This window comes from Vibrio sp. B1Z05 (assembly GCF_052955985.1).
Genome location: NZ_CP130464.1, coordinates 628,494 through 652,567, shown reverse-complemented (window position 1 = coordinate 652,567; position 24,074 = coordinate 628,494). Strand labels below are relative to the sequence as shown.

Annotated in this window: 20 protein-coding genes; 9 read left to right on the top strand and 11 right to left on the bottom strand. The window is 41.7% G+C overall.

The genetic code is table 11. The features are described 5' to 3' along the window. Positions 1 to 19: 19 nt before the first annotated feature. Positions 20 to 1,237, bottom strand: a complete 1,218-nt coding sequence (gene glgC, locus QV280_RS15795) for a glucose-1-phosphate adenylyltransferase (protein WP_152820006.1) — start codon at positions 1,235 to 1,237, stop codon at positions 20 to 22. 461 nt (positions 1,238 to 1,698) lie between these two features. On the opposite strand from glgC, the gene glpK reads away from it, so the two are divergent. Then, the gene (gene glpK / locus QV280_RS15790; RefSeq protein WP_152820005.1) at positions 1,699 to 3,213 is read left to right on the top strand and encodes a glycerol kinase GlpK; all 1,515 of its coding nucleotides are present in this window, start codon (positions 1,699 to 1,701) and stop codon (positions 3,211 to 3,213) included. 71 nt (positions 3,214 to 3,284) lie between these two features. Here glpK and pyrC read toward each other — a convergent pair whose 3' ends face one another. Beyond that, positions 3,285 to 4,316, bottom strand: a complete 1,032-nt coding sequence (gene pyrC, locus QV280_RS15785) for a dihydroorotase (RefSeq protein WP_152820004.1) — start codon at positions 4,314 to 4,316, stop codon at positions 3,285 to 3,287. 315 nt (positions 4,317 to 4,631) lie between these two features. Between pyrC and QV280_RS15780 the strand changes: the two genes are divergently transcribed. Further along, positions 4,632 to 5,468 (top strand): MOSC domain-containing protein, encoded by an 837-nt coding sequence (locus QV280_RS15780; RefSeq protein WP_367869546.1) that lies wholly within the window; start codon positions 4,632 to 4,634, stop codon positions 5,466 to 5,468. Positions 5,469 to 5,553: 85 nt separating this feature from the next. On the opposite strand, the gene QV280_RS15775 is transcribed toward QV280_RS15780, so the two are convergent. Both QV280_RS15775 and QV280_RS15770 read right to left on the bottom strand, forming a co-directional pair. After that, entirely contained in the window at positions 5,554 to 6,429 is an 876-nt protein-coding gene (locus QV280_RS15775; RefSeq protein WP_152820003.1) for a radical SAM protein, read from the bottom strand. 211 nt (positions 6,430 to 6,640) lie between these two features. After that, entirely contained in the window at positions 6,641 to 7,453 is an 813-nt protein-coding gene (locus QV280_RS15770; protein ID WP_152820002.1) for an SDR family NAD(P)-dependent oxidoreductase, read from the bottom strand. A 166-nt stretch (positions 7,454 to 7,619) separates the two neighbouring features. On the opposite strand from QV280_RS15770, the gene QV280_RS15765 reads away from it, so the two are divergent. After that, positions 7,620 to 8,510 (top strand): LysR family transcriptional regulator, encoded by an 891-nt coding sequence (locus tag QV280_RS15765; RefSeq protein ID WP_152820001.1) that lies wholly within the window; start codon positions 7,620 to 7,622, stop codon positions 8,508 to 8,510. A gap of 236 nt (positions 8,511 to 8,746) precedes the next feature. Here QV280_RS15765 and QV280_RS15760 read toward each other — a convergent pair whose 3' ends face one another. From QV280_RS15760 to QV280_RS15750, 3 genes are all read right to left on the bottom strand, one after another. Then, complete coding sequence (locus tag QV280_RS15760) at positions 8,747 to 10,312, bottom strand: polysaccharide lyase family 7 protein (RefSeq protein WP_023403957.1); 1,566 nt, start codon at positions 10,310 to 10,312, stop codon at positions 8,747 to 8,749. 228 nt (positions 10,313 to 10,540) lie between these two features. Beyond that, positions 10,541 to 12,421, bottom strand: coding sequence for a polysaccharide lyase family 7 protein (locus QV280_RS15755; RefSeq protein ID WP_152820000.1), 1,881 nt, complete (start codon positions 12,419 to 12,421; stop codon positions 10,541 to 10,543). A 216-nt stretch (positions 12,422 to 12,637) separates the two neighbouring features. Beyond that, the gene (locus QV280_RS15750; RefSeq protein WP_152819999.1) at positions 12,638 to 13,018 is read right to left on the bottom strand and encodes a DUF2750 domain-containing protein; all 381 of its coding nucleotides are present in this window, start codon (positions 13,016 to 13,018) and stop codon (positions 12,638 to 12,640) included. Between the two features lie 384 nt (positions 13,019 to 13,402). On the opposite strand from QV280_RS15750, the gene QV280_RS15745 reads away from it, so the two are divergent. The 6 genes from QV280_RS15745 (at position 13,403) to QV280_RS15720 (ending at position 20,195) form a co-directional block, all read left to right on the top strand. After that, on the top strand, positions 13,403 to 14,374 hold the full coding sequence (locus tag QV280_RS15745; protein WP_023403960.1) for a polysaccharide lyase family 7 protein: 972 nt from the start codon (positions 13,403 to 13,405) through the stop codon (positions 14,372 to 14,374). 226 nt (positions 14,375 to 14,600) lie between these two features. After that, positions 14,601 to 15,173 (top strand): magnesium transporter, encoded by a 573-nt coding sequence (locus QV280_RS15740; RefSeq protein ID WP_253912526.1) that lies wholly within the window; start codon positions 14,601 to 14,603, stop codon positions 15,171 to 15,173. Between the two features lie 3 nt (positions 15,174 to 15,176). Further along, complete coding sequence (locus QV280_RS15735; protein WP_152819998.1) at positions 15,177 to 16,208, top strand: HlyD family secretion protein; 1,032 nt, start codon at positions 15,177 to 15,179, stop codon at positions 16,206 to 16,208. A gap of 697 nt (positions 16,209 to 16,905) precedes the next feature. Further along, the gene (locus QV280_RS15730; protein WP_152819997.1) at positions 16,906 to 17,922 is read left to right on the top strand and encodes a DUF6929 family protein; all 1,017 of its coding nucleotides are present in this window, start codon (positions 16,906 to 16,908) and stop codon (positions 17,920 to 17,922) included. A 424-nt stretch (positions 17,923 to 18,346) separates the two neighbouring features. Next, positions 18,347 to 18,799 carry a GNAT family N-acetyltransferase gene (locus QV280_RS15725; RefSeq protein ID WP_023403964.1) on the top strand — a complete coding sequence of 151 codons (453 nt, stop codon included), beginning with the start codon at positions 18,347 to 18,349 and terminating at the stop codon, positions 18,797 to 18,799. A 388-nt stretch (positions 18,800 to 19,187) separates the two neighbouring features. Further along, entirely contained in the window at positions 19,188 to 20,195 is a 1,008-nt protein-coding gene (locus tag QV280_RS15720; protein WP_152819996.1) for a hypothetical protein, read from the top strand. A 285-nt stretch (positions 20,196 to 20,480) separates the two neighbouring features. On the opposite strand, the gene QV280_RS15715 is transcribed toward QV280_RS15720, so the two are convergent. The 4 genes from QV280_RS15715 to QV280_RS15700 all read right to left on the bottom strand — a co-directional run bounded on the left by QV280_RS15715 (position 20,481) and on the right by QV280_RS15700 (position 23,965). Next, on the bottom strand, positions 20,481 to 21,293 hold the full coding sequence (locus QV280_RS15715) for a LysR family transcriptional regulator (protein ID WP_152819995.1): 813 nt from the start codon (positions 21,291 to 21,293) through the stop codon (positions 20,481 to 20,483). Positions 21,294 to 21,419: 126 nt separating this feature from the next. Further along, the gene (locus QV280_RS15710; RefSeq protein WP_172972790.1) at positions 21,420 to 22,832 is read right to left on the bottom strand and encodes a TadE/TadG family type IV pilus assembly protein; all 1,413 of its coding nucleotides are present in this window, start codon (positions 22,830 to 22,832) and stop codon (positions 21,420 to 21,422) included. 14 nt (positions 22,833 to 22,846) lie between these two features. Further along, positions 22,847 to 23,464 carry a TadE/TadG family type IV pilus assembly protein gene (locus QV280_RS15705; RefSeq protein WP_152819993.1) on the bottom strand — a complete coding sequence of 206 codons (618 nt, stop codon included), beginning with the start codon at positions 23,462 to 23,464 and terminating at the stop codon, positions 22,847 to 22,849. A gap of 3 nt (positions 23,465 to 23,467) precedes the next feature. Then, positions 23,468 to 23,965, bottom strand: coding sequence for a TadE/TadG family type IV pilus assembly protein (locus QV280_RS15700; protein WP_240432772.1), 498 nt, complete (start codon positions 23,963 to 23,965; stop codon positions 23,468 to 23,470). Positions 23,966 to 24,074 lie beyond the last annotated feature (109 nt).

The window sequence follows — 24,074 nt, the reverse complement described above, 5'->3', positions numbered from 1 at the left end:
GCGCGTTTAGTGCACCGAATTATCCGAAGTGATAGCCTTCCGGGACGACGACAATACCTTGCTCGGAAATAGTAAATCGTTCTCTGTCAGCTTGTATGTCATAACCAATTTTGGTGCCATCAGGTACGGTGACATGCTTATCGATAATGCAGTTTCTTAGTTCGCAATGCTCGCCAATTTTAACATCATCAAACAAGATGCTGTTCATTATGGTGGCGCCATCGCTGACTTTAACGTTGGACGATAAAATGGAACGTTGTACCGAGCCGCCGCTAATCACCACGCCATTGGCAACGATGGAGTTAATAGAGATACCTTGATTTCCCGTGACAGAGGGGACGGTTCTTGATGGTGGTCGTTGCTGTTCGTAAGAGCGAATACCCCAATCATCTTGATAAAGATCGATAGGCGGAACCGGATCAAGTAAATCCATATTGGCTTGATAAAACGAGTCAACCGTACCTACATCACGCCAATATACGTCTTGCGACACTCGGCCTTCTTCAGAGCCAAATCGGTAAGCGTAAACCCCTTTAGCGTCGATAAGCTTAGGGATGATGTCGTGTCCAAAGTCATGGCTGGACGTATCAATATCAGCGTCCGCCTCTAACGCCTCTACCAAAGCTTCCATTGAGAAAATATAAATGCCCATGGAAACCAAACTTTTGTTTGGGTTATCCGCAAGAGTTGGCGGATCGGCAGGCTTTTCCAAAAAGGATACAATGCGTCCGTCTGCTTCTGCACCTACCACACCAAAGGCGCTAGCTTCTTGGGCAGGAACTTCCATGCAAGCGATCGTTAACGCAGCATTGGTTTTCTTATGTTGCTTTAACATAGGTTGGTAGTCCATACGATAAATATGGTCACCAGACAGCACCACCACGTGCTTAGCTTCACTGCGCGATAGTAGCCACAGGTTTTGATAGATAGCGTCGGCCGTTCCTTCGTACCAAGCGTCACCTTTGCGCATTTGTGGGGGAACTGCGGTGATGTACTCACCCAGCTCTGGATTGAAAATGGACCATCCGTCACGCAAATGTTTTTGTAGAGAGTGAGATTTATATTGAGTCAGAACCAATAAGCGACGTAGCCCAGAATGTAGGCAGTTACTGAGCGTGAAATCGATAATGCGGTATTTTCCGCCAAAGGGAACCGCTGGCTTGGCACGGTCTTGAGTTAAGGGTGCAAGTCGAGAACCCATGCCTCCGGCTAAAATGACGGTTAATGTATCTTGCATGACGACACTTCCTTGTTATTTTTGGGTACTAAGTTTAATAAGCAAAAACTGTTCCAAAAACCAATCTATTGTTTAATAGGGGTTTTGCTCTTGTGTAGCGTGCTTTTGCACCACTATGTGGCGCTATTTGGTGCACCTGAACTAATTTAGTGCAATAAGTAGAATAAACACTATGAGCTACCGCGCCTCAAATGACAATTTAAGCGTTTTTTTAGTGCAAAACTCGATCTCGACACTCACGTAATTGCCATAATGTTGAGTATGATACCAATCGTACTAAATAACTGGTCATTCTAGCTTGTTAAAATGCTCGATAACGGCGTTAGAATTTTTGATTGTAGAATAACTACTTATCGAAAAATTCTGCCTTGTTCTCGAGCATTTTTCCTGCGCTAGTTCTGATCACTTACTTAGTGTGATTGGTATGATTTCTTTGAATCGAATTAAGTAGGATATTAACTATGGCCACAGGCTCTTACATTGTCGCCTTAGACCAAGGCACTACCAGTTCTCGTGCGGTAGTGTTTGACTCACAAGCCAATATTGTTGCTCAATCACAACGAGAATTTACTCAGTATTATCCGCAAGCAGGTTGGGTTGAGCACGATCCGATGGAAATCTATTCATCGCAACGTTCCACATTAATTGATGTATTAGATAAGCTTTCTATTACGCCAGAAGATGTCGCAGGAATTGGCATTACCAATCAACGTGAAACCACCATTGTATGGCACAAAGAGACCGGCAAACCTATTTATAACGCCATTGTTTGGCAATGTCGCCGCACCAGTCAATTGTGCAAAGAGCTAAGAGAGCAAGGCTGGGAAGAGTACATAAAAACCGCGACAGGTTTGGTTTTAGACCCGTATTTTTCCGCCAGTAAAATCAAATGGATTTTAGACAATGTAGCAGGTGCAAGAGTCCTAGCCGACGATGATAAATTGCTATTCGGTACGGTAGACACTTGGTTATTGTGGAAGCTGACTCACGGTAAAGTGCACGCCACCGATCACACCAATGCCTCTCGCACTATGATGTTTAATATCAATACCATGCAGTGGGATGAGAACATTCTTAAATTGCTGGATATTCCAAAATCTATGCTTCCAGAAGTTAAACCATCGTCGAGTTTGTTTGGTGAAACCTGTATTGGTGAAAATAGCGAGATACGAATTCCAGTGGCGGGCATTGCAGGCGATCAACAAGCCTCATTGTTTGGGCATCGATGTGTCAATCCAGGTCAGGTAAAAAACACGTACGGTACTGGCTGTTTCCTATTGATGAACACTGGCTCGCAAAAGGTGGACTCGCAACACGGCTTGCTTACCACCTTGGCTTGCGACGCCGAAGGAAAGCCTTGTTATGCCCTTGAAGGGGCCGTATTTATGGCAGGAGCCTCTATTCAGTGGCTAAGAGACGAATTGCGACTGCTTAATGAATCTAAAGATTCTGAATATTACGCCAACAAGGTGGATTCCTCTGATGGCGTATACGTTGTGCCTGCTTTCACTGGTCTAGGCGCACCGTACTGGGACCCGTACGCTCGTGGCACTATGGTAGGGCTCACGCGTGGCACCAGTGCCGAGCATATCGTGCGCGCTACTTTAGAAAGTATTGCTTATCAAACTTATGATGTCATTCATGCCATGCAAGCCGACTCTTGTATAGAGCTAAGTAGTTTACGTGTGGATGGGGGAGCGGCGCGAAATAATTTCTTAATGCAGTTTCAATCAGACTTGTTAAATTGCGAAGTGCAACGCCCGCAATTGACCGAAGTCACGGCATTGGGCGCCGCTTTCTTAGCGGGGTTAAGTGTTGGCTATTGGAAGGATTTATCCGAACTGGAAGCTCGCTCTGAAATAGAAACGCGTTATCACCCACTTTGTGACAGTGAAAAACGTACTAAACGCTACGCAGGCTGGCAACGAGCGATCAAGTGCGCGCAAATGTGGAGTTCTTTGCAGGACGAAGAATAATAGCGCAGAGTGTAAAACGAAAAAGGGTTGCTTAATCAGCAACCCTTTGTAATTAACTAGCTACTAGTTAATTAAGCTTCTACTTTCCAAGAGATGGTTTCACCGCCTTTAATTGGCACGACGATGTCGCTACCAAATGGCATAGTTTCGGCTACTGCCCACTCTTCTTTTACTAAAGTCACGGTATCGCTGTTGCGTGGCAGATTGTAGAAGTCAGGGCCATTATGGCTAGCAAATGCTTCTAGGTGCTCTAGTTTGCCTTCGGCTTCAAATACTTCTGCGTAAAGTTCTAATGATGCGTGGGCTGTGTATGAACCCGCACAACCACAAGCGGTTTCTTTGCGACCTTTAGCGTGTGGCGCAGAGTCCGTACCAAGGAAGAATTTCTTACTACCGCTGGTTGCTGCAGCAACTAATGCTTTTTGATGGCTGTTGCGCTTTAGAATTGGCAAGCAGTAGAAGTGCGGACGAATGCCTCCCACTAACATGTGGTTACGGTTATACATCAAGTGGTGCGCAGTAATGGTTGCGGCAACGTTGTCATTGGCATTTTGTACAAACTCAACCGCGTCAGCAGTCGTAATGTGCTCAACGACAATTTTTAGATTAGGGAAATCGTTGACGATAGGCGCTAATACTGTGTCTAAGAACTGTTTTTCGCGGTCAAAGATATCAACATCGTGCGTAGTCACTTCACCGTGAATCAGCAGTAGGATACCTTGTTTTTCCATCTCTTCTAACACAGGGTAGATTTTCTTAGCGTCAGTTACGCCAGAATCCGAGTTAGTGGTTGCACCTGCCGGGTACAATTTACATGCAACAACTTGACCTGATGCTTTTGCTTGTTGGATATCTTCTTTGCTGGTGTTGTCTGTCAAATAAAGCGACATTAACGGCTTAAAAGTATCGCTATGATTATGTGCATTGATACGCTCAAGGTAAGCGATAGCTTGTTCGGTGTTGATCGTTGGCGGAACGGTATTTGGCATAACTAAAGCGCGACCATTGTAGCGACTAATGTCTTTTACTGTATCTTTTAGTACATCACCATCACGAAGGTGTACATGCCAATCATCTGGGCGTGTAATGGTTAAGTTGGTCATAGTTGTGCTCCCGCCAAAAAAGTCTAAAGGTGTAATACCAATCGTACTAAATAACTGGTCATTCTAGCTTGTTAAAATGCTCGATAACGGCGTTAGAATTTTTGATTGTAGAATAACTACTTATCGAAAATTCTGCCTTGTTCTCGAGCATTTTTCCTGCGCTAGCTCTGATCACTTACTTAGTGTGATTGGTATAAGAAGAAACCGAGAATGTGGTATGGTTATCACGCCAAGCAAACGATTACTTAAATGCGGGCAAATGATAGCGAAAATGCAATAAGATTGCATTAACATTGAGAGAGTTAGAGGTATAAAGTGAAGGATTTAGCTCAATTATCGGGTATTAATATATTTCCGGTAAAATCAACATCTGGCATTGCACAATCCAGAGCTTATGTTGGTTTAGAAGGAATCAGTTTTGACCGTCGTTTTGTGGTGACTGATACGGCGGGTCGCATGATTACCGCACGTAAGTACCCTAAGATGGTGACGATTAAAAGCACGCTACTGCCAGATGGTATTTTGCTGAGTGCTCCCAATGCACAAGACCTGCATTTGTCTATATCAGATCTGGAACGTAACGAGTTCGAATGTAAAATCTGGAGCGATCGCTTTTTCGCTTATACCACCACAGACACCGCTAACCAGTGGTTTAGTAACGTATTAGGTACGCCAGCATTGCTATTGTATTGCGGTGAAGAATCTAATCGCTATCGTGAAAAACTGGCAACTAAAGTCAGCTTTGCCGACGGCTATCCGTTATTGGTGATCTCTCAAGGTTCTCTGGATGAGTTAAACCGCAGTGCTTCACATCCACAATCAATGTCGCAGTTTCGCACCAACTTGGTGATAGAGGGTGTACCACCTTTTGCCGAAGACAGCTGGGAAAAAATCGCCATTGGCGAGGTAGAATTTAAAGTAGGCAAGGCATGTCAGCGCTGTGTATTAACCTCAGTTGATCCAAAGACAGGCGAAAAAATGGCTGCCAAAGAGCCCACTGCAACCTTAGCTAAATTTAGAGCCGACGAAAAAGGGGCGATTTTCTTTGGCATGAATTTGATTGCACTCAATGAGGGTGTGATTGAAGTAGGGGATGAGCTTCGAGTGCTAGAAACCCGCACTGCTATTACTTATACAGATACGCGCGGATAGATTATTCGTAAGTTGAGCGTGAAAACAAAACCGCTTTGTAGTGTTAAAGCGGTTTTTGTTTATTGCTTTCGTTTACTAAAGCATGTTACCAAGCATAGGTCTCAATGACGTTTTTCTTGGTCATCGGGTTTAAGCTAATGTGCTTGTTAATATGCTCCAAAAACGGTTGGCGGGCGGCAGGCCACTCACCACGCATGCTAGCGATATTGTTGCCGTGATCGCCCCAATAGAAACAAGGGAAATCATCCATATTTTCCAATAGGTATTTTTCTTCTTCCAAAATTTGTAATGGGCTGGGTAGACTAAATTGCCCATTATGCAGTTCTTGCTCTAATTCACTGCCCGGTTGAATGGCCAGCGCCATAGGTGCAATCGCATCAGGGCGCATGATGTTCAGTAAGCTGGTGGTGTTGATCGCATGTTCTTTTGAACGCTCACGGCCACCTAGACCAAAAATGAATGACGCTAATACTTTGATATCTGCTTCTCTTGCCATTTCCATGCCTTTAATCGCATGTTCACGGGTCATTCCTTTTTTAATGCGTTCCAGCACAATAGGGTCACCCGACTCAAGGCCAGAGTAGGCGGTAGTTAATCCGGCAGAGCGGATCTCTTTTAATTCAGAAATACTCTTGCGGCGGAAGTCATTGAATCCCGAATACAGAGCCAAGTTTTTAAGCTCAGGAAAAGTCACTTTTATTTGATCGAGAATCGCGATTAACTTTTCGGTGCGCATTGCCATGACATTACCATCAATTAGAAAGATGGATTCCACTTTAGGGTACAGGCGACGAGCTTCGGCAATGTCTTTGAATATGTCGTCAAGTTCACGAACTTTGAATCTTTTGTCATCGAACATAGTGCAAAAGGTGCATTGATTATTGCTGCAACCTAGGGTGGTTTGAATGAGAATACTGTCAGCTTCCATCCAAGGGCGATAGATTTTACCTTCGTAATGCATGTTAAGCCTTTTTAGATTTTAGTGATTGTTGAGGTGGGTAAGCTTAACTGTGTGGCATGAGATTGATAATGGCGATTTATCCTTAATCAGAATTAAGAATTTATTAATAATAAGGTTTATTAATGATGCAGTGGATAGAAAAAGCCTAGCTATACAGGGCAAAGGTGCGGGGCAAAGCTAGGCTCGTTGTTTTTGTAATAAGAGTAGGAGATTACTTTAATTTATCGGTTAATAGTTTTTTAATTACCGCGACCAATTGTGCATTTTTTTGAGTATCACTGGCATGTGGATGAGGCGATGCGAAGCGACCAATATCATTGTCAAAATACAAACCTGATGCGTTAGCAAACTCCTCTGATAGAGCTGCGCGATACAAAATATCTGCGCCAATACTCAGGTCATTGCCCGTAACGCCATACGCTTCTTTTACCAATTTACTGCCAAGAAATGAGGCTGGATTGACTGCGACAACGCTAGGCCCACGCTCTTTTAATTTAAGCGCAAGATCAGCAGACCACATAGTAATGGCTAATTTGCTTTGAGCGTATACAGCACCATCGCTTTCGTGTGCGTCAGCACTGACTAAAGCGTTTAGATTAACCGGTGCTTGCGCGGCAGAAGAGAGGTTTACGATGCGCCCTGTTGGGTCAAATAGGTTCAAAAGTGATTGAGTTAATAGGTATGGCGCTATGGTATTTACCACAAAACGAGTGTCTAAATTTTCTGAAGTGGTAATTGTTGGTACGTTATAAACGCCAGCGTTGTTGATGAGTACGTCCAGATGTTGATGTTTTTGCTTAATGGCGTTTGCGAGCGCCTTTGTGTCTTCGAGATTAGAAAGATCGCCAAGATAACTTTCAATACTGCCAGTTTCCGATAGTTCAGATAATGCTGCTTGTACTTTAGCCAGTTTTTGCTTGTTACGACCATGAATCAACACATTGTGTCCATCCGCCACCAGCTTTTTAGCCGTTTCAAAGCCAATGCCATCGGTTGAACCTGTTATTAGAATGGTTTTTTTCATGAGCGACTCTCCGCAAATTAGGGTGTGTTAAGTTTTAATCATACTAAACAATAGGTGCTTTTGATTATTAATAAAAACTTAAAACTGATTTGCGCCTAAGGGTGCTTATCACTAGTATTCATCACTATACTGCTAATAATAAATTGAAATTAAGAGATTAGCTTAAATGAATATCGATCATCTGAGATTGTTCGTGCGGATCGCCTCTACTCACAACATCAGTCTTGCAGGTAAGGAGTTGGGCTTATCCGCACCTGTTGCCAGTATGCACATTAGTAAACTTGAACAAAGCATGGGCGCTCGTTTAATTCATCGTACAACTCGTAAAGTTTCTTTAACCGAAGAAGGGCAAACCTTACTGCCTTATGCTCAAGAAATTATCGACAATGTCGATGCGGCGCAAGCGACGGTTGGCTCAGGCAAGGTGTGCCCAAAAGGCACATTGAGGATTACAGCTCCTGCGTCTTTTGGCCGAATGCACTTAATTTCGCCGTTAAAAGGTTTTTTAGCACAGTATCCTGACTTATCAGTTGATATTCGTTTAACGGATTCCATGATTGATCTCATTGATGGAGGCTTTGATTTAGCCATTCGCAATGCCGAATTGAAAGACTCAACATTGATAGCGAAAAAAATCGCCACCGACAAACGCATTATGTGCGCATCTCCTGACTATATTGCTGAACATGGCACGCCACAAACGCCATCCGATCTATACCAACATATGTGCATCAATCATGCAGGGCTAGAATCTTGGGTTTTTCAACAAAGCGATGGTCCTGTTAGCGTCAAAGTAAAAGGAAAAATCAAGGTGGATCATGGGGAAGCGGTGCGTGATGCTGCGGTAAATGGCATGGGGATTGCCATGTGCGCCACTTGGATTGCGTATGAACATTTAAATGATGGGCGTCTAGTGCAAGTGTTAGCGGATTATCCATTAGTGGATGACTCTGCCATTTGGGTTGTTTACCCCAGTTCAAAACAATTAGCTCCCAAAGTGCGCGTGTTTATTGATTATATTGCTCAGTTTTATGGAAATCCGCCATATTGGGATTGAGATATAATATGGCTGTTATCACGGTTAATTGTAAGAAATATAATACGTAAATAGCCAATGAAATATGAATATCGATTCCTGTATATAACCACACAGATAGTTATCTGTGATTTGAGGTTTTATTATTAAACCTTGGACCGTGAAAGGGCTTGTATATTATTTAGTGTGGATAGAATAAAAAAATGCCGCTCACATTGTGAGCGGCATTAATATTTCAGATTATACGAAGATAAATATTATTTAGCTTTGTATTGGTCGTGAGATGCGTCAAGTTTGTAGAAAGTAGCTTGAGCGTAATCATCTAGGTCGCCGCTGATGTTTTGGTTGTAAACACCGGCTTTGAAGTACATGTAACGGCCGCCTTCGTCGTAACCACTGTTAGTCATGTCAACAACTTGAACTACGTCGTCATGGCCTTCACGAGATAGAGTAACAGTCATAGTGTTACCCACAACTTTGATTTGGTAGCTGAACACTTCACCTAGAGCAATACCAGTATCACCAACTTCAGCAGTCATATCACCCACTAGAGGGTAGAAATCTTCTTTAGTTGCGCCTTGGCTTTCGTGAGCAAAGTAAACCGCACCAGTTGCTTGGTTTGGAAGTTTACGGTAGTAAAGACGAATTGGCTCATCGTTTTTATCGTGGATTTGACCAATGATAAAGCGACCTACTTCGTTAGCATTACCAGTAGTAGTAGCGTGGTCGATTTTCAGTGTTGCGTTTAGAACACCATCGATGCCGCCAGCTGCTTTTAGGTCAGCTTCTGGAGCACTTGAGAATACCCAGTTGTTTTTGTTCACGCCTTGAGTACGGATAGATTTGTCACCACGACGTAGCATTTCACGTAGCTCAGTACGAGCGTATTTAGTGTTTTCTGAAGTACGAACACCTTTAACGTAAGCGCGGAATACCATGCCGCCGTCGTCAGCTGTGTAGAATACTTCTGGGTGTTGGTAACCGTTTGCTAGGTCCCACTCAGAAACATCATCAGGTTTGCCGTTTTTGTCATGGTCGAATGGTTGAGATAGGTACCAGTACGACATGTCAAAGTTTTCACTTGGTGCATTACCTGCTAGAGGTGTTGCTGGTAGAGCAGGTGTTGGAGGAAGCTCAGTACGTAGACATGTTACTGTAGTTTCACAAGGGTAAACTGCTTTTTCGCCGAAGTTACCTTTACGAAGGTCTTTACGTGCTTCTTTACGTGCTTTCTCTGCTGCTTTCATTTCAGCAATCATTGACTTCTCTGCAGCAACAACTGCTGGAGTAATGATTTGGTTAGCAGGACATGCGTTGATGTTACAGTTAACAGCAGCTAGTTCAGTTACACTGTTCCAACCGTTTTTAGTGTTACCGTGACCTACGTATTTTACGTAACGTGCTTTAACAGCTGGTGCGAACTGGAAGCGCTCTAAACCAATTGCTTGACCAGAACTGATTTGGTCTTTTAGTACAGTTGTCCAGTTTTCACCGTCAACAGATACTTGGATATCAAAGCGAGTTTGACGCTCATTACCTTTACTGAATGCCGCTTGAACTGCGTCAAATTCGTGAACTGAACCGTAGTCTAATGTTGCTGACTCGCCGTCACCAGCTGAAGACCAACGAGTAGTTAAGTCTTGGTCGAATAAACGGTCAGGACCGTTACCATCGTGGCTACTTGCTGTGATAGCAACTGGAGTAAGAAGTGCTACGCCTGTCTCTTTGTTGTTGTCAAATTTTGGAGCTGAAGGTGCTGAAGTACAGCCTACTGCTAATAAGACAGAAGTTGCTAACAAGCTTTTTAGATATATATGTTTCATTTACCATTCACCTAATGTTGTATAAACCAACGATATTATTTGTAATATAAAACAGTTACTAACTGCATTTGTTTTTGATATAGAAAATACGACTTGATGATTTCTATATCTTTTAAATCTAGATAGAACGATGTTCGTCATTCGTTCTGTGTTGTAAATAATACATAATTTAATAATACAAATGTAAAGATGTATTAATAAGTGCGATCAAGATCGACTTGAGTGTTTCTAATAGTGATCTATGTCTAAGTAACTAAAGCTAACGTCGAAAATTTCACCAGAATAATTAGGTGAAAATTGCGGGTATATGCCAGCTTTGAAGTAAAAAGCGATATCTGGAGATGCCCAATCCGCAGACAAAACCACTTTATCACCGTCATTATCAACATACTCTTCGCCCCAAGGGATGGTATGCGACTTCAAATTGCCGCCATCTGCATCATAGGTTGCAAGATAGATACCTTCTTGATTGGCGCGAATGGTGTAACCCCATTCTTCTCCTGCTTTATATGTGCCCAGATCAACGCTAAACGGTTCACAGTGACCGCAGCTTGAGTTATTTGTTTCATAGTCATCATTTAAAATGACTCGCACTGGTCGATTGTCACCTTCCCACAATAATTTGACTAAGGCTTGACTGATTTTCCAGCCGTGAATTTGCCCTAGAATAACTTTTGGTTGGCTTAGATCAGGATGCTCTTCAACTCTTAATAGTGCTTTAAGCGTGTGCGTAGATGCGCCAGTTCTGTCATCGTCAAGATACCAGCTCGAATCTTCATTACTGCTGCTACAAGTGGTGTCTTCATCACTCATATAAAGCTCACGTAATTCAGAGCGAATGTAGCTTGAGTTTTCTGTTGTTGAACCGTAGCCCATATCTGCTCGAAAGTGCATGCGACCGTTTTCCACGGAGAAGTAGGTCATGTCCTGATCGGCGTGATAAATGTCTTCATCGTTAGCCAGTTCATCTCGGTCAGAATAACCACAACGGGCAGGGAACAGTTCTGCTGCGCTACTGCCACCTTCGCCGTACCAATCGTCTTTACTGGCAGGAATGGTGATTTTCCATTCGTCGATGTTCCATTGGTAAGTGGTCTCGGTGTCGGTATCCACTTGCTGTTCAATGACTTTTAGAGATTTAAAGTGAGCTTCAGATTCACCGTTTTCAAACTGGTTATAAACGCCGGCTTTAAAGTAGCTTAGTAAGTGCGCCCAGTAGTCGATATCCAGATCCGCTTTTTCAATACCATTTACTCGAATAGAAAGACGACTGCTTTGTATCGCCAATTGGAATTCGGTAAATTGGTCGGTATTGGCTTCACCGAGATCGATATGATCATAAGCATCATCACAGCGAGCGTCATCTGGTATCGCAGCGTCGCCTTTACAATCAACAGCGTTATTTTTGATGACCGCCCAATAATGGCCATAGTTACCATCACGTTCGGTTTCGTACACCACTCTTAGCAATGGGTGAGGGATGTAGCCTGTGCCATCACTTGCGGTGCCTTTGTTATGGATTTGCAAGAATGTCATTTGGTCTCTGCTTGAAGAAGAGTTAGACATGGCTTGCTCTATATTAGGAAGGCTGACTTCTGCATATAAAGTGCGTTTAATGCCCTCGGCATCAACGTCAAAATTTTCTAGCTCGCGAACTTCACTGCGCATGAGGTAATTAGACATTTTGAATACTAAATTTTGCGAGCTTTGCTCTGCGTAAAAATAGTCGTCAAAGTAACCGTGGAAGTTACCGTCTTTTATAATGCTCTCTTTATTAGATTCGGCGCCTTTAGGATCGGACATTTGCAGATCTGAGTTAGACAGGATTGGTTGGAATTTGGTGAGGTCATAGGGCGCGATATGATCGTCACTGCTGTCATCATCGCCCTCGTCGCCACTTCCGTTGTCGTTATCACCGCCGTTATCTCCGCCGTTGCCGTCGTCATTATCATTGTCGTCGTTATCATCACCATCATCTGAATCTGGTGGGGTCGGATCAACGTCACCGGGAGGGTTTGGGTCCACAGCGGGTGGTTGAGAAGAATCGTCACTGCTGCCACATCCGCTAATGATTGCGGCTAAGGCTAAAACTAAGAGTGTTTTAATCATTATTACTTTGAATTAATTAAAATATTAAAAGCAAAGCATCGGATTTGTCATATTTTATGTCAAATTGGTGTCATAGAAACTGTGAGCTCATGCATGCAGTTGTTATTAAAAATGCGATCGTGATGCAAGAAAGAAACAAATAAAAATGCGCCTCATTATTAATAATGAAGCGCATTTATAGAATGATGTTGTATTAGTATAAGAGGAAAGGCGAGGTTATTTTTTAAGTTTAGCTTCGCGTTTAGTCAATTCCATTTCAAATTCATCTGGGTAGAGCACAATACCTTCGCCGTCTTGATCAGGAAAAACCACCAACGAAAGCTCGTCATCTTCTAAGCCATGCGTCCAACGGCTTTTCCATTTGGCAATAGAGATAGGCTCGGCGGTGAAACCTTCCCATTCACCAGTAGCCCACATCAATGCATGCTCTTCGGATGGCCAGACAGGAACACATTCCTCATCTTCGGTATTGAGCATCACGCTACCGTGCTCATCAATTAGCAACCAGATTTTTTTATCGGTTGCAGCCGCTTTAAAAAAAAGATTAAAACGTTCTGATGGATCATTTGGAACATTAGGTGTGTTTGACTGTGTCATAAAAGCCCTTGATAAGCATGATGTTGATGACGGGTATTATAGCGATTTTTATTGCTGTTGTATTTTTATATCCAGTCCCGATCCTAAGAAACTAAATAGTATAATCAAAGCCGACAATATATTGGCTAATTTATAGCCCTTGGAACACATTTAACGTTAAATATGTCGAATATTGAGTAAATCGATGAAATAACGCATGTGCATATTAATCATACAAATTACTTATTTATTGAAATGTAAATATTTAAAACTTGAATGTATATGGGTTTGATAGCTAGCTTTACTCTTCAAAATATGATCCAAATCACAGATTTACAAGAGGTCATAGCCTGACATCAGTGGTAACATTCTTGGTAATACAATATTACATAGAGTGTAAATACAATGATGAGTTTAAAAACATTGGGTACTTCTAAAGGCAAGAAAGCGGTTTTCGGTGCTGTTGCCTTAGTCGCTGCGCTGACAATGACTGCATGTTCAAATGTAGCGCCTAACAATGCGCCAAAAACTAAAGCGCCTTCAGACAACTTTGACCTACTAGGTTGGACAGTAAGTGTGCCTATCGATTCTGATGGCGATGGCAAATCTGACCAAATTAAAGAAAAAGAATTAGCAGCAGGTTACTCTGATGCGAATTACTTCTACTTGGCAGAAGATGGTGGCATGGTATTTAAAGCGCCAGTAAAAGGTGCTAAAACATCTAAAAACACTACTTATACTCGTTCAGAATTACGTGAAATGATTCGCCGTGGTAACACTCAATACAAAACGAAAGGTGTTGGCGGTAACAACTGGGTATTCTCAACGGCTCCTCAAGCAGACCAAAAAGTAGCTGGCGGTGTTGACGGTACTCTAGAAGCAACTCTAGCCGTTAACCACGTAACAACTACAGGTAAAAACTGGCAGGTTGGTCGTGTGATCATCGGTCAAATCCACTCAAACAACAACGAACCAATTCGTTTGTACTACCGTAAATTGCCACAAAACGAAACTGGTTCTATCTACTTTGCGCACGAACCACGTAAAGCGTTTGGTAAAGAAACTTGGCACAACATCATCGGTAACTCACTACCTGATTACTGGCACCAAGATGCAACACCAACAGAGCCTACAGACGGTATCAAACTTAACGAGAAATTCAGCTACCGTATCCAAGTTAAAGGTAACGAGCTTTCTGTAACTATCATGCGTGATGGTAAAAAAGACCTTGTTAAAACAGTCGACATGTCTGAGAGTGGCTTCGGTGAAGGCGGTCAATACATGTACTTTAAAGCGGGCGTTTACAACCAAAACAAAACAGGCGATGCAGACGACTACGCACAAGCGACTTTCTACAAGCTTAACGTAACTCACTAATCAGAACATCACTCGCAACTTGCGGTTATGTTTATGATTTAACGATGTTTTAACTGTGTTTTAGCTATGTTTTGACCATGTTTTAAACTCGTTTTAGAGATTCAAATCCCTTACTTATGTAAGGGATTTTTTTTGCCTAGCACTTTTTAGGAATATGGCATATTCCACAATCATTGAATCCTTCTATTAAGATGACTGGGAACTCACAACTAAGAAGCGAAAATCAATGTCTGATGCATCCTTACCTCCTACCAGTGACGGTCTTGGGAGAAAACTCGCAAGGAGCGCTCTGTCTGTTGTTACTTATATTGTTAAAGCCATTATGGTGTTTGCCGTTATCGGCGGAGCGTCGGTTGCTTTGTCTCATCTAGGTGCCATTCATGGCACGGACTTACCCGCAGAATATTTTAGTAATGGGCTTCCAAACATAGTCAAATTATTAGACTCAGAAGTGTTTATGGGATTTGTCTTTTTCGTCACTGTCTCTGTGATCATTTACGTGCTGTATTTATTGTGGCAATTGCATGAAATTGCAGTACATAAAGCCTCGAATATGTCGAGTGCGCATACTCAAATCGTATTTGCTCTTTCTCTTTGTGGTTTGTTCATCAATAAAGCGTGGTGGGTATTAGCTGTCATCATCGCCTTTACCCGTTGGGATGTGATTGGTGAATCCATTTCTAAAATTATTCGTAACGGCACGGCTAGCTCAAAGAACATGCCTGCGCAAACTTCAATGCAAACACAAGCACAAGCACAAGCACAAACGTCAATGCAAAATGAAAAGTCAGGAGAGTAAGCAATGAAAGAGATTATGTTGCCTTACATTCTTATATGTTGGATTTTAGTCAAGATAGGCTTTATTAAATGGACGTTACGCAATGCCACCTTAATGGTGGGCACAGGCATGTTGATTGCCACCGCGTTATTTGTTGCGCACCGTTTTTGGTCACCAGCAGATTTAACCGATAGTACTACGGTGAAAGCGCCACATGCGGTCTTAAGCCCGTTACTTGGACAAGAAGTGGATGAGGTGTATGTCACTCATAACCAGATGGTGAAAAAGGGCGATCTTATTTACACCCTTCGCTCGGAAGATACCGAATCCAAAATGGATAGCTTGCAGGCACAGAAAAAGGCCAGTGAAGCTGAAATTTTGTCTTTGAGACGCCAGCAACAAAACGATAGAAAAACTCTGCAGCGTTTAGAAAAGCTAAAAGATTTTGCGCAAGAGTCGGAGAGAGACGACACTCGCACGCGCATCGAAACCGCAGAAGCGAACATCGCCGCCGCACATGCGCAGATCATGAATATTGAAGCACAAATGGCGACCGCCAAATGGGAACATGAGCGCCGTGAAGTACGTGCGCCATTTGATGGGCAGTTGTCGATCACCAACATTACCAGCGGTACTCGCACCGGTAACATGCATTTGTATTCCACCGAGAAAAAGTTTGTTGAGATGAGAATCCCAGATCAAACTTATCGAGGTATTAAAAAAGGTCAGTTTGCTGAGTTCTATGTGGACGCTTATCCTGGGGAGATTTTCCGCGGACGAGTGCATAGTGTGACTACCGGCACTGGTGAAGCGCAAGTGCAAGTGCGTCAGGGTAGCCAACATGTTAGACAGCACGTAGGTAACAATATGAATTCCCACGGGCGTACCATTGTCATCGAATTTGAAGAGCCGCAAGGGTATAACATTCCAATTGGTTCGACAGGCTCTGGCTGGGTGTCAGCGGAAAAACCGCACCCAATGCTTGGCTTTATGGATATCATTGGCGCTGCGACCGTGCGGTTAAAGGCGTATAAAGCCTACTTGTCAGCCATGTAATAACAGGTCATCGCATGTTGAACCTCTAAAGGTGTAACACTCATTGTAATGGTTAGTATCTAAGATTAAGTAGATGCACTGAAAGAAAGCATGGATTTATCGAATCTATGCTTTCTTTACCGATTGGTGGGGAGGGGTATGTTTGCAAATTAATTTCCGCGCTAAAACTTGCTATCACAAGCTTATACATGGGCAATCATTTGTAATGATAGGAATGCAGGAAACATCTTTTCTCTTTGCAAAATTCAAGACCTGACCCCATCGATATGTACATATGAATAAGTGCTGATTCCCATAACTTGCGACTATTTGCATTGTTTGTGTAGGGAACTGTAGTAAATGTGTTCTGCCAAATGTTATTACAAACGCAAGTATTTGGAATGATTTTTCGCGTCATTCTAAATTATCCGTTGCTGATTGGTCGTCAGAGTCTCACTCGAAATTGCCCCTAAGCTTGCTATCACAAGCTCATGTATGACCTATCATTTTTTAATGATAGGAATGTGGGAAACATCTTTTTTCTTTGCAAAATTCAAGACCTGACCCCATTGATATGTAGTGCGACTAAGCAAGGAAAAAACCTTAAGCGCCAACGTTGAAAAGTCGTGATCTACACAATCTTTGTTTCCATTACTGTAAGAGCTGTTAGTGGGGTATATATTAAAAGTTCTTAAATATCATGGACGTAAACAATAAAATGAAAACAAGAAACTATGTCGCAGCGAGCCTTCTAAGCGCTGTTGCTATTGCTGTTAGTGGCTGCTCTCAAACTCCAGCGCAAACAGAGTCATTTGACTTTGTGATCGGCAATTCCACCATCAACCCAAATCTCTCTTCTGGTTCTGCAATGGTGGTAAACAATAGTAAAATTATTGTTTCAGGTGATGACTCACCATGGTTATTTGATGTGGCTGATGACTTTTCTATTGATAGCAAAGCGCTTATCGACAACTTCCCAGTCAATCAAGACAATCGCGTAGCTCACGCAACAAAACCTGATTTCGAGTCAATGACGCTGCTAAATTACAACAATCAACCTTATTACTTTGTGGTTGGTTCTGGCAGCAAAAAAGTGTTACGTGAAAATGCGTATCTAATCCCAGCTGATGGCGGGGATAACATCAAGTTATCGCTGTCTCAATTCTATACTGATTTACACAGTGCTGCGGGTTTCACAGACGAAGAAAAAATAAACATTGAAGGCATTGCGAATTCTGCAGATGAAACTTACATTTTCAACCGTGGTAATGAAGGTAAGAATGCAATCTTCACAATGAAAACTGCTGATATGTTGAATTATCTGCAAGGTAAGATCGATAATATTCCTTCGTTGGATGTTGTGGAAATTACATTGCCTAGCATCAACGGTGTGCAAGCGTGCTTATCTGGTGCTGATTTTTGGCAAAGTAGTAACAGCTTGATTTATACAGCTTCGGTTGAAGGTAATAATTCAAGTAGCGTTAATGATGGTGAGATCCAAGGCAGTTTTGTTGGTGTGCTACCTATCGATGCACTTAACAATAAAGAGAGTCTTGATCTTACGCCATATAGCCAGTTGATACAAAATGCTGGCAAACCAGTGATCACGAAAGCGGAATCTATTGCGGTTGCTGAGCAAACTAGCGAGCAAGCATCGGGTTACGTAGTGAGCGATAATGACAATGGTACAAGCCAGTTCTTTACCTTCACTATCCATAAGCCTGCCGCTTTATAATTTTTAGCGAGTAGAACGATAAAGCCTGATGAGGAGACTCATCAGGCTTTCATTTTTTTGTTTGTAAAAAAGTTTAATCCTTCCAATAAATCTATTTCAAATAAGAACTGGAAACGCTCTATTATGCGTGATGTTCTGGCCCTACACGGTTGTGGACTCAACATTTTATCTTGGAAAAGCTGTAAATCTGCCACAGTATCGATTCAAACCTTATTAAGGTGAGTTTGCTAGACAGTAAACTATCCGAATTCAACTCATCTAAAAATCATGCTTATTTTAGCAATCTAATTACTTTACATAGTGACTAAGTCATTGATTATGCGTTGAACTAGTAAATGAAAGACGTCATTATGTAAGAGGAAAAGCGGCTGTTAGTCGTTTTAGTGTAATAGTTTTTCCTCACAAATTGATAAGGAGTGTCATTTTGAAAATAGAAAAAGTAGATAAATCTTATTTTGAAGATATAGCTCAACTATTTGATTTATATCGTCAGTTTTATGGTCAAGAGCCTAACTTATCTGGTTCTAGAGCTTTTATAGAAGAAAGAATAAATTGTTCAGATTCAGTCATTTTCCTAGCAATCGATCATCAAGATAAACTGTTAGGTTTTGTTCAACTTTATCCATCTTTTTCTTCAGTCGCAATGAAGCGCATGTGGTATTTAAATGATCTATTTGTTGCTGAACCAGCAAGAAAAAAGGGGGTGGGCAAAGCACTATTACAGCATGTAAAAAGGTATGCTTTAGAAACAAATGCTCTAACAGTTAAACTAGCAACTGCTGTTGATAATGAAACGGCTAGAAAGCTATATATTTCTGAGGGTTATTCAAAGATTACGGCTTTTGAGCATTTTACGCAGAAAGTAGAACAGGCATAGTAAAGCTTCGAGATACTTTTTCTAGTCAGATAGGTGCTTGTTGGTTTAATAGTTCGATCTCGTTTATGTTTTAAAATGAGATAGTTTGTTTAGAATTCAACCTCGTTTGGTCGATGAGATATCGAGTAAGTGATTGTTAATATAAGATTAAATGCAACATTAACTTAAGATAATGAGCATGGTTGAAAGTGATTGTATGCAGGCTCGTTTTTACCTAAATGATGATTGGAAAATGTGATGTATACGCATGATCTTTTAATGATTTATGGTAGTTTGAATGAAAGTTAGGCTAGAAGGAAAACGAGAAAGTCGATTAATAAGAAATGTTTTGTGATTATGCGTACACCGTCGCTATGTGGTAATCAATATGGAAATTTATTAAAAAGAAATGAATTCTCAGCAACCCCAAAAAGAAAAAGAGTTTGAGTTGGATAGGCATAGACAAAGAATACAAGAGTTTTCGCTATACTGTGAACAGCACAACATATCAGTCCTTAAAGATGATTTCGATTATATTCAAACAATAGGTGTCGTAGCGCGACGGAAAAACATTCTTAAAGATATATACCCTGATCTACCAGTGGATAAAGATGGGCTAGTCTCTTGGAATTTTATTAAAGATAAGTTGCAGTCCTCAAACCAAATGGCGGGTTATATTGGATTGAATGACTTTGTAGTAATGGTTCACCCATACTTTAGAAGAGGGATGTTTCTTTTAAACAACTGGGCTCCTTTATTTGTAGAGCTATTTTGGCGAGTAGAGGACGACAACATTGATGCTTATATTGCGCTAGATTTTGATAACGTTAGGGTCAATACTGAATCATTTTTCTATATGGAGGCTGACACATGGTTTGGAGCTCCTTTCGATAGAAATATAGAAAACATTCCCGACGGCATATCTAAATTAAGGCCACCACTTGATATAGAAAGAGTGCTAAATAATAGTATATTTAACGATGCTTATTCTCTCGATGTTAAATGGAGTAGCAAAGGTAATATTCGAACCTTTCAGGCTTTAGAGTTTAAACACGAAGACGTAACAGTTGAACTAGATGGTGTAACCTATCATCCTGTCCGGTATATTCATGCAGAATATGATCTTAATAAAAAAGCATTTAGACATTTCGACGGCGCTGTTCAGCATTTCTTGCCCAACGAATACCATCAGAGAATTGACATGGACTTTAACTTTGACAGTAAGTCATTAAACTCACTTAAAGCAAAAAATATTAAATTATTTAAGTTTAATGGTGAGTTTTCTGTAAATTTCTGGGTTGAGTTTTGCTCTCATTTTTACATTGGCAATCCATTAATATTTGAGTATTTTACGGGTAATTACCCTGACCATGTAACTGATTCACTGAATAGAATCCGAGAAAAGGTTGTTACATAATCACGCTTTAAATCTGAGTTGCGAGAGTGGGCGCGTGCCGAACTAGCTAGCACTTAAATATTGTACACGTCACTTATAGTTTAAGTAGGCGTTAGCTATCATTTAGTATGTTGTAGCAAGAAGAACTGCAACATTGAAAATCGCAATAACTCGTTTAGCGATCCATCAGTTCTGGTAGAAGCCCATGAGTTGACTTCTGAAACTATTAGACCATCATCACTGCCGATGAATTTTGTAACGTGTTACATATCACTATTTTTAAGCTGCATTATTTAGCATTCATCATTACTTGTCATGATTATTCTGCTCTCGAACACAGCGTGTGATGAGTTTTTCCAGCCATAGATTTTTAGGTGACTTTCTTTTAGAGGTTTTTTGGATGAGGGCAATGTCGATGCCAAGTTCAGGAAGGTCAGAATCTTCGCTGTAACTGTCAAGACGCATGGTGTAGGCAATCTCCATTAAACTTGTCATTAACATATGGTTATCGACAAAAATGGTGGCTTCCACGTCAGGTAAGACTCTTTGAAAACGGTTTTCATATTCGTTGACACCCGGTGCAATATATTTGATGTATTCGCCGTCTTCATTGCCGGTGACTATGCCTGAACTGGTGTAGAGCTTTTTCTGATATAAGCTTTGAGGCTTATCGGTTAAAACGTGCAGCCCTAAATCGACCTCTTCATCTAAGATCATCCCTTCAGACAACTTTGTCCAATTACGGATTTCAATGATCGCGTCAGTTTCTTGGCGAATGGCTTCAATGATAGCTTTACCAAATTGAATTAAGAGTGGCTCTAGGCCGTGAATCACAATGCGATCAATATGGGTGGGGCAAAAGGTTTCGGGCTCTAGTGATTGCGACAATTGTTCAATAGCGCGATGCAACTTGGGTTGAATACTTAATGCGTAAGAGGTGGGAGAAAGCCCTTCGGCACTGCGCGTGAACAAGGGGTCATCAAGCTCTTCGCGAAGTTGTGCCAGTACCTTTGATATATACGATTGAGAACGCCCCAACTTCTTGGCTGCGCGTTGCGTTGAGTGTGTTTGCATCAAAGTTAAAAACACATTCAGTGAATTTAGATCGGTAATTCTCATCCTGTCGCCATCAATTCCTTTTAGGATTAAGAATAGCAAAAAAACAAAGGCAAAAAAGCAATAGAATCAATAAGTTTATAACGTGTAACTTGTCTAATTTATCCTAATTGTTGTTGTGCTCTCAGATTACAAAGTCAGGCGAGTAATAAAGTCCAATATCTTGTCAAAACATGGCCCAAGATCGCGTTCATCTTCTGCATAACAATACAGCCCTTGGGTTTGATCGGTTTGAAAATGCAGCTGCGGATAAAGTTGTGCATCATAGCCATTAGCGCCTCCCATTCGGGCATCATTAGCCATTCTGTAGAGCATATCTTCACCTGTGCCAACGTTGCTGCCATTGATGTCCATTGAACTGGTGAGTGAGCTGCCCAGTCCCAATGTAAAAATATAGATGTCATCAGCTCGCGCGGCATACGCCATTTTTTCAGGTAAATCCCGAGAGATACCGCGAATTAATTGCTGAAACTTGCTTTTGTGAGAGTTGCTTGTTTGTGTATTTTCATCGTAAGGCTGGTTGCCTGCTCTAGGTCCACCTAATAGAGGAAAAGAGGCATAACTGTCATCAGATGAAATGTTCACATAGCGATAAATATCTTCAGAGTTGTTACTTGCGCTTTTTGTTACCCATTTGTTTTGGTAATCGTTCCAAATGTTATAGCTAATACGACTGGCCATTTCGCTGGCACTCCATAAGCCTTTCGCCGCTGAGCCTGTTGTGGAAATAGAAGCAAAATTATCTACGCCATCTATATCAAAATTCGCGCTAAAGGTATTGGGGGCACCGTCGGTGAACAGCACAATCACTTTTAAATTGGCGGGTAACGCCGTGCCAGTGACGCTAAATTGCTCATAACCTCGATAAAAACCTTCGGCTGTATTGGTGTAGTTGTTGTTATAGCTCATGTCATCGATGGCTTTTTCTACCGCGTCAGCATCGTATTGGCGCACGTCAGGATCAAATGCGACAACGGTTTGTGCACCATAACCATATTTGGTGACTGCAACTCGGTCATAGGTTGGGTTAAAGTGCGACAGGAACTCTTTAGAGCGGGTTTTCACTGTATCAAATACGCCACTTAATGAACTGGAATTATCCACAACCAAGGAGATATCAACAGTGCGACGAGTGGTTTGTGATTCAGCGGTGAGCGTCCAAGTATCAATGCCCACAAGTTTGGCTAATATAGTGGGCATATTGGCTTGACCGGTAAGATCAACGGTGACTTTTCCCCATTCATCAACACTAAAACTCCATGTTTTAATAAAAGCGGAAGTATCTAGATAATCACTGGGGAAATTGACCTGAAAATAGCGTTGAGCGGCGTTTTTTGCGGCGGCTTCACCTAACGAGGATACTCTGGCGGCGGCAATTCCAGCCGCGTCAACTGCAGCAAACAGTTTCGTTTTCGCAATATAAGCACGACCAGTGTCTATAGTGAAAGCGGCCAAAATTATCATAAAAGGAAGCGAGATAACCATAAATAATGAGATGGCGCCTTTTTGATGAGTTAAGGTCTTTATCCAACGCTTATGCATTTTGCTTCCTTGCATTATAAGTATGTACGCTCACTGATGATGAAATCGTTACTCAGTAAAAAACTAGAAATAGGGGTATAACGGTAATACACCTCGACAATATAGGTGGACTCGCCATCTTGGATGACTGAGGTTTGTGCCTTATCAATGGTGACGGTAGGAAAGTCATCAATTTTGATCTGAGCGTCACTATCGGGAAGATTGCACTCTTGCACATCATTTTCGTTATCGTCATCAATATTGACGTCACTCCACGAGGGACAATTGCCCCAGACTGCGCTGGTGGCCGAAATGGCCGAATCCATCCATTTTACTTGTCTCGATATATAGATAAATTCGCCGTCATTGTTATCACGTCTAGATACTTGATTGATAATAATGGTGCCATCTTGGGGCATATTCAGTGGGGTGGCGCTGTTGGCAATAATGTCCATGACGGTTTCTTCGGTGTAACTGCTGGCGCGTGAGATAAGGCTTGCCCCCTCTCGACTCAAGTTAAGAATAATATTCTTAGCTTGCAAAATGAGTGTGAACTCAAAAATTGCCATCAATAGTAACAACAACACAGGGGTGACTAAGGTCATTTCAACGGCGGCTAAACCGGACTGCTTTTTAAAGAATCGTATCTGCATGCTTTATACTTGCTCGTTAAATTCTTCGTTTTTCATAGTGGCACTGACCGTAAACTTGTATTTACCGTCAGTCAGAATAGGGATAATGAGGGGACTAAGGCTGTGCCACTCACAGTCGAGATGGATAGACACCAACTGTCCCGGAGAGCCAAAACCAGAAACACTTTGCCCATTAACGTCTTCAACGCGAATATCTTTGATATCCATCACTTTTTCTAATATGCCAATGGATGAGTGTTCTATGACAGTAAGGACTGCGTTTTCTCGCAAAGGATTTTCTTGGTCAGGATCGGAATCTATTCGACCCGTAATGGCATAACGAGCTCCTTCACGAACCGCATGTTGCATGGTGAGTTTGACGTAACCAAACAGAGCAAAATCGACAATAGTAAATAGCAGTAGGAAAAATAAGCTAAAGACGATAGAAAATTCGACAAGGGAGATCCCACGTTGCTTATGGCGTATCTTTATTATGCAGGGTGAAACTGTTGATAATTTCAAAATGTACCAAACTTCCATGTTGGGACAAAATACTGCAAACCCTTAATAATTAAAGGGTTAAATTTGTGGATTTGTTAATATATGTAAGGTTTAATGCAAAAACGGTAAC

Coding starts and splice junctions, on each gene's coding strand:
- QV280_RS15705 (WP_152819993.1), bottom strand. CDS start 23,464: ATGCAGATACGATTCTTTAAAAAGCAGTCCGGTTTAGCCGCCGTTGAA.
- QV280_RS15775 (WP_152820003.1), bottom strand. CDS start 6,429: ATGCATTACGAAGGTAAAATCTATCGCCCTTGGATGGAAGCTGACAGT.
- QV280_RS15740 (WP_253912526.1), top strand. CDS start 14,601: ATGTCTGATGCATCCTTACCTCCTACCAGTGACGGTCTTGGGAGAAAA.
- QV280_RS15715 (WP_152819995.1), bottom strand. CDS start 21,293: ATGAGAATTACCGATCTAAATTCACTGAATGTGTTTTTAACTTTGATG.
- QV280_RS15765 (WP_152820001.1), top strand. CDS start 7,620: ATGAATATCGATCATCTGAGATTGTTCGTGCGGATCGCCTCTACTCAC.
- QV280_RS15750 (WP_152819999.1), bottom strand. CDS start 13,018: ATGACACAGTCAAACACACCTAATGTTCCAAATGATCCATCAGAACGT.
- QV280_RS15720 (WP_152819996.1), top strand. CDS start 19,188: ATGAATTCTCAGCAACCCCAAAAAGAAAAAGAGTTTGAGTTGGATAGG.
- glgC (WP_152820006.1), bottom strand. CDS start 1,237: ATGCAAGATACATTAACCGTCATTTTAGCCGGAGGCATGGGTTCTCGA.
- QV280_RS15760 (WP_023403957.1), bottom strand. CDS start 10,312: ATGAAACATATATATCTAAAAAGCTTGTTAGCAACTTCTGTCTTATTA.
- pyrC (WP_152820004.1), bottom strand. CDS start 4,316: ATGACCAACTTAACCATTACACGCCCAGATGATTGGCATGTACACCTT.
- QV280_RS15745 (WP_023403960.1), top strand. CDS start 13,403: ATGATGAGTTTAAAAACATTGGGTACTTCTAAAGGCAAGAAAGCGGTT.
- QV280_RS15730 (WP_152819997.1), top strand. CDS start 16,906: ATGAAAACAAGAAACTATGTCGCAGCGAGCCTTCTAAGCGCTGTTGCT.
- QV280_RS15710 (WP_172972790.1), bottom strand. CDS start 22,832: ATGCATAAGCGTTGGATAAAGACCTTAACTCATCAAAAAGGCGCCATC.
- QV280_RS15770 (WP_152820002.1), bottom strand. CDS start 7,453: ATGAAAAAAACCATTCTAATAACAGGTTCAACCGATGGCATTGGCTTT.
- QV280_RS15755 (WP_152820000.1), bottom strand. CDS start 12,421: ATGATTAAAACACTCTTAGTTTTAGCCTTAGCCGCAATCATTAGCGGA.
- QV280_RS15735 (WP_152819998.1), top strand. CDS start 15,177: ATGAAAGAGATTATGTTGCCTTACATTCTTATATGTTGGATTTTAGTC.
- glpK (WP_152820005.1), top strand. CDS start 1,699: ATGGCCACAGGCTCTTACATTGTCGCCTTAGACCAAGGCACTACCAGT.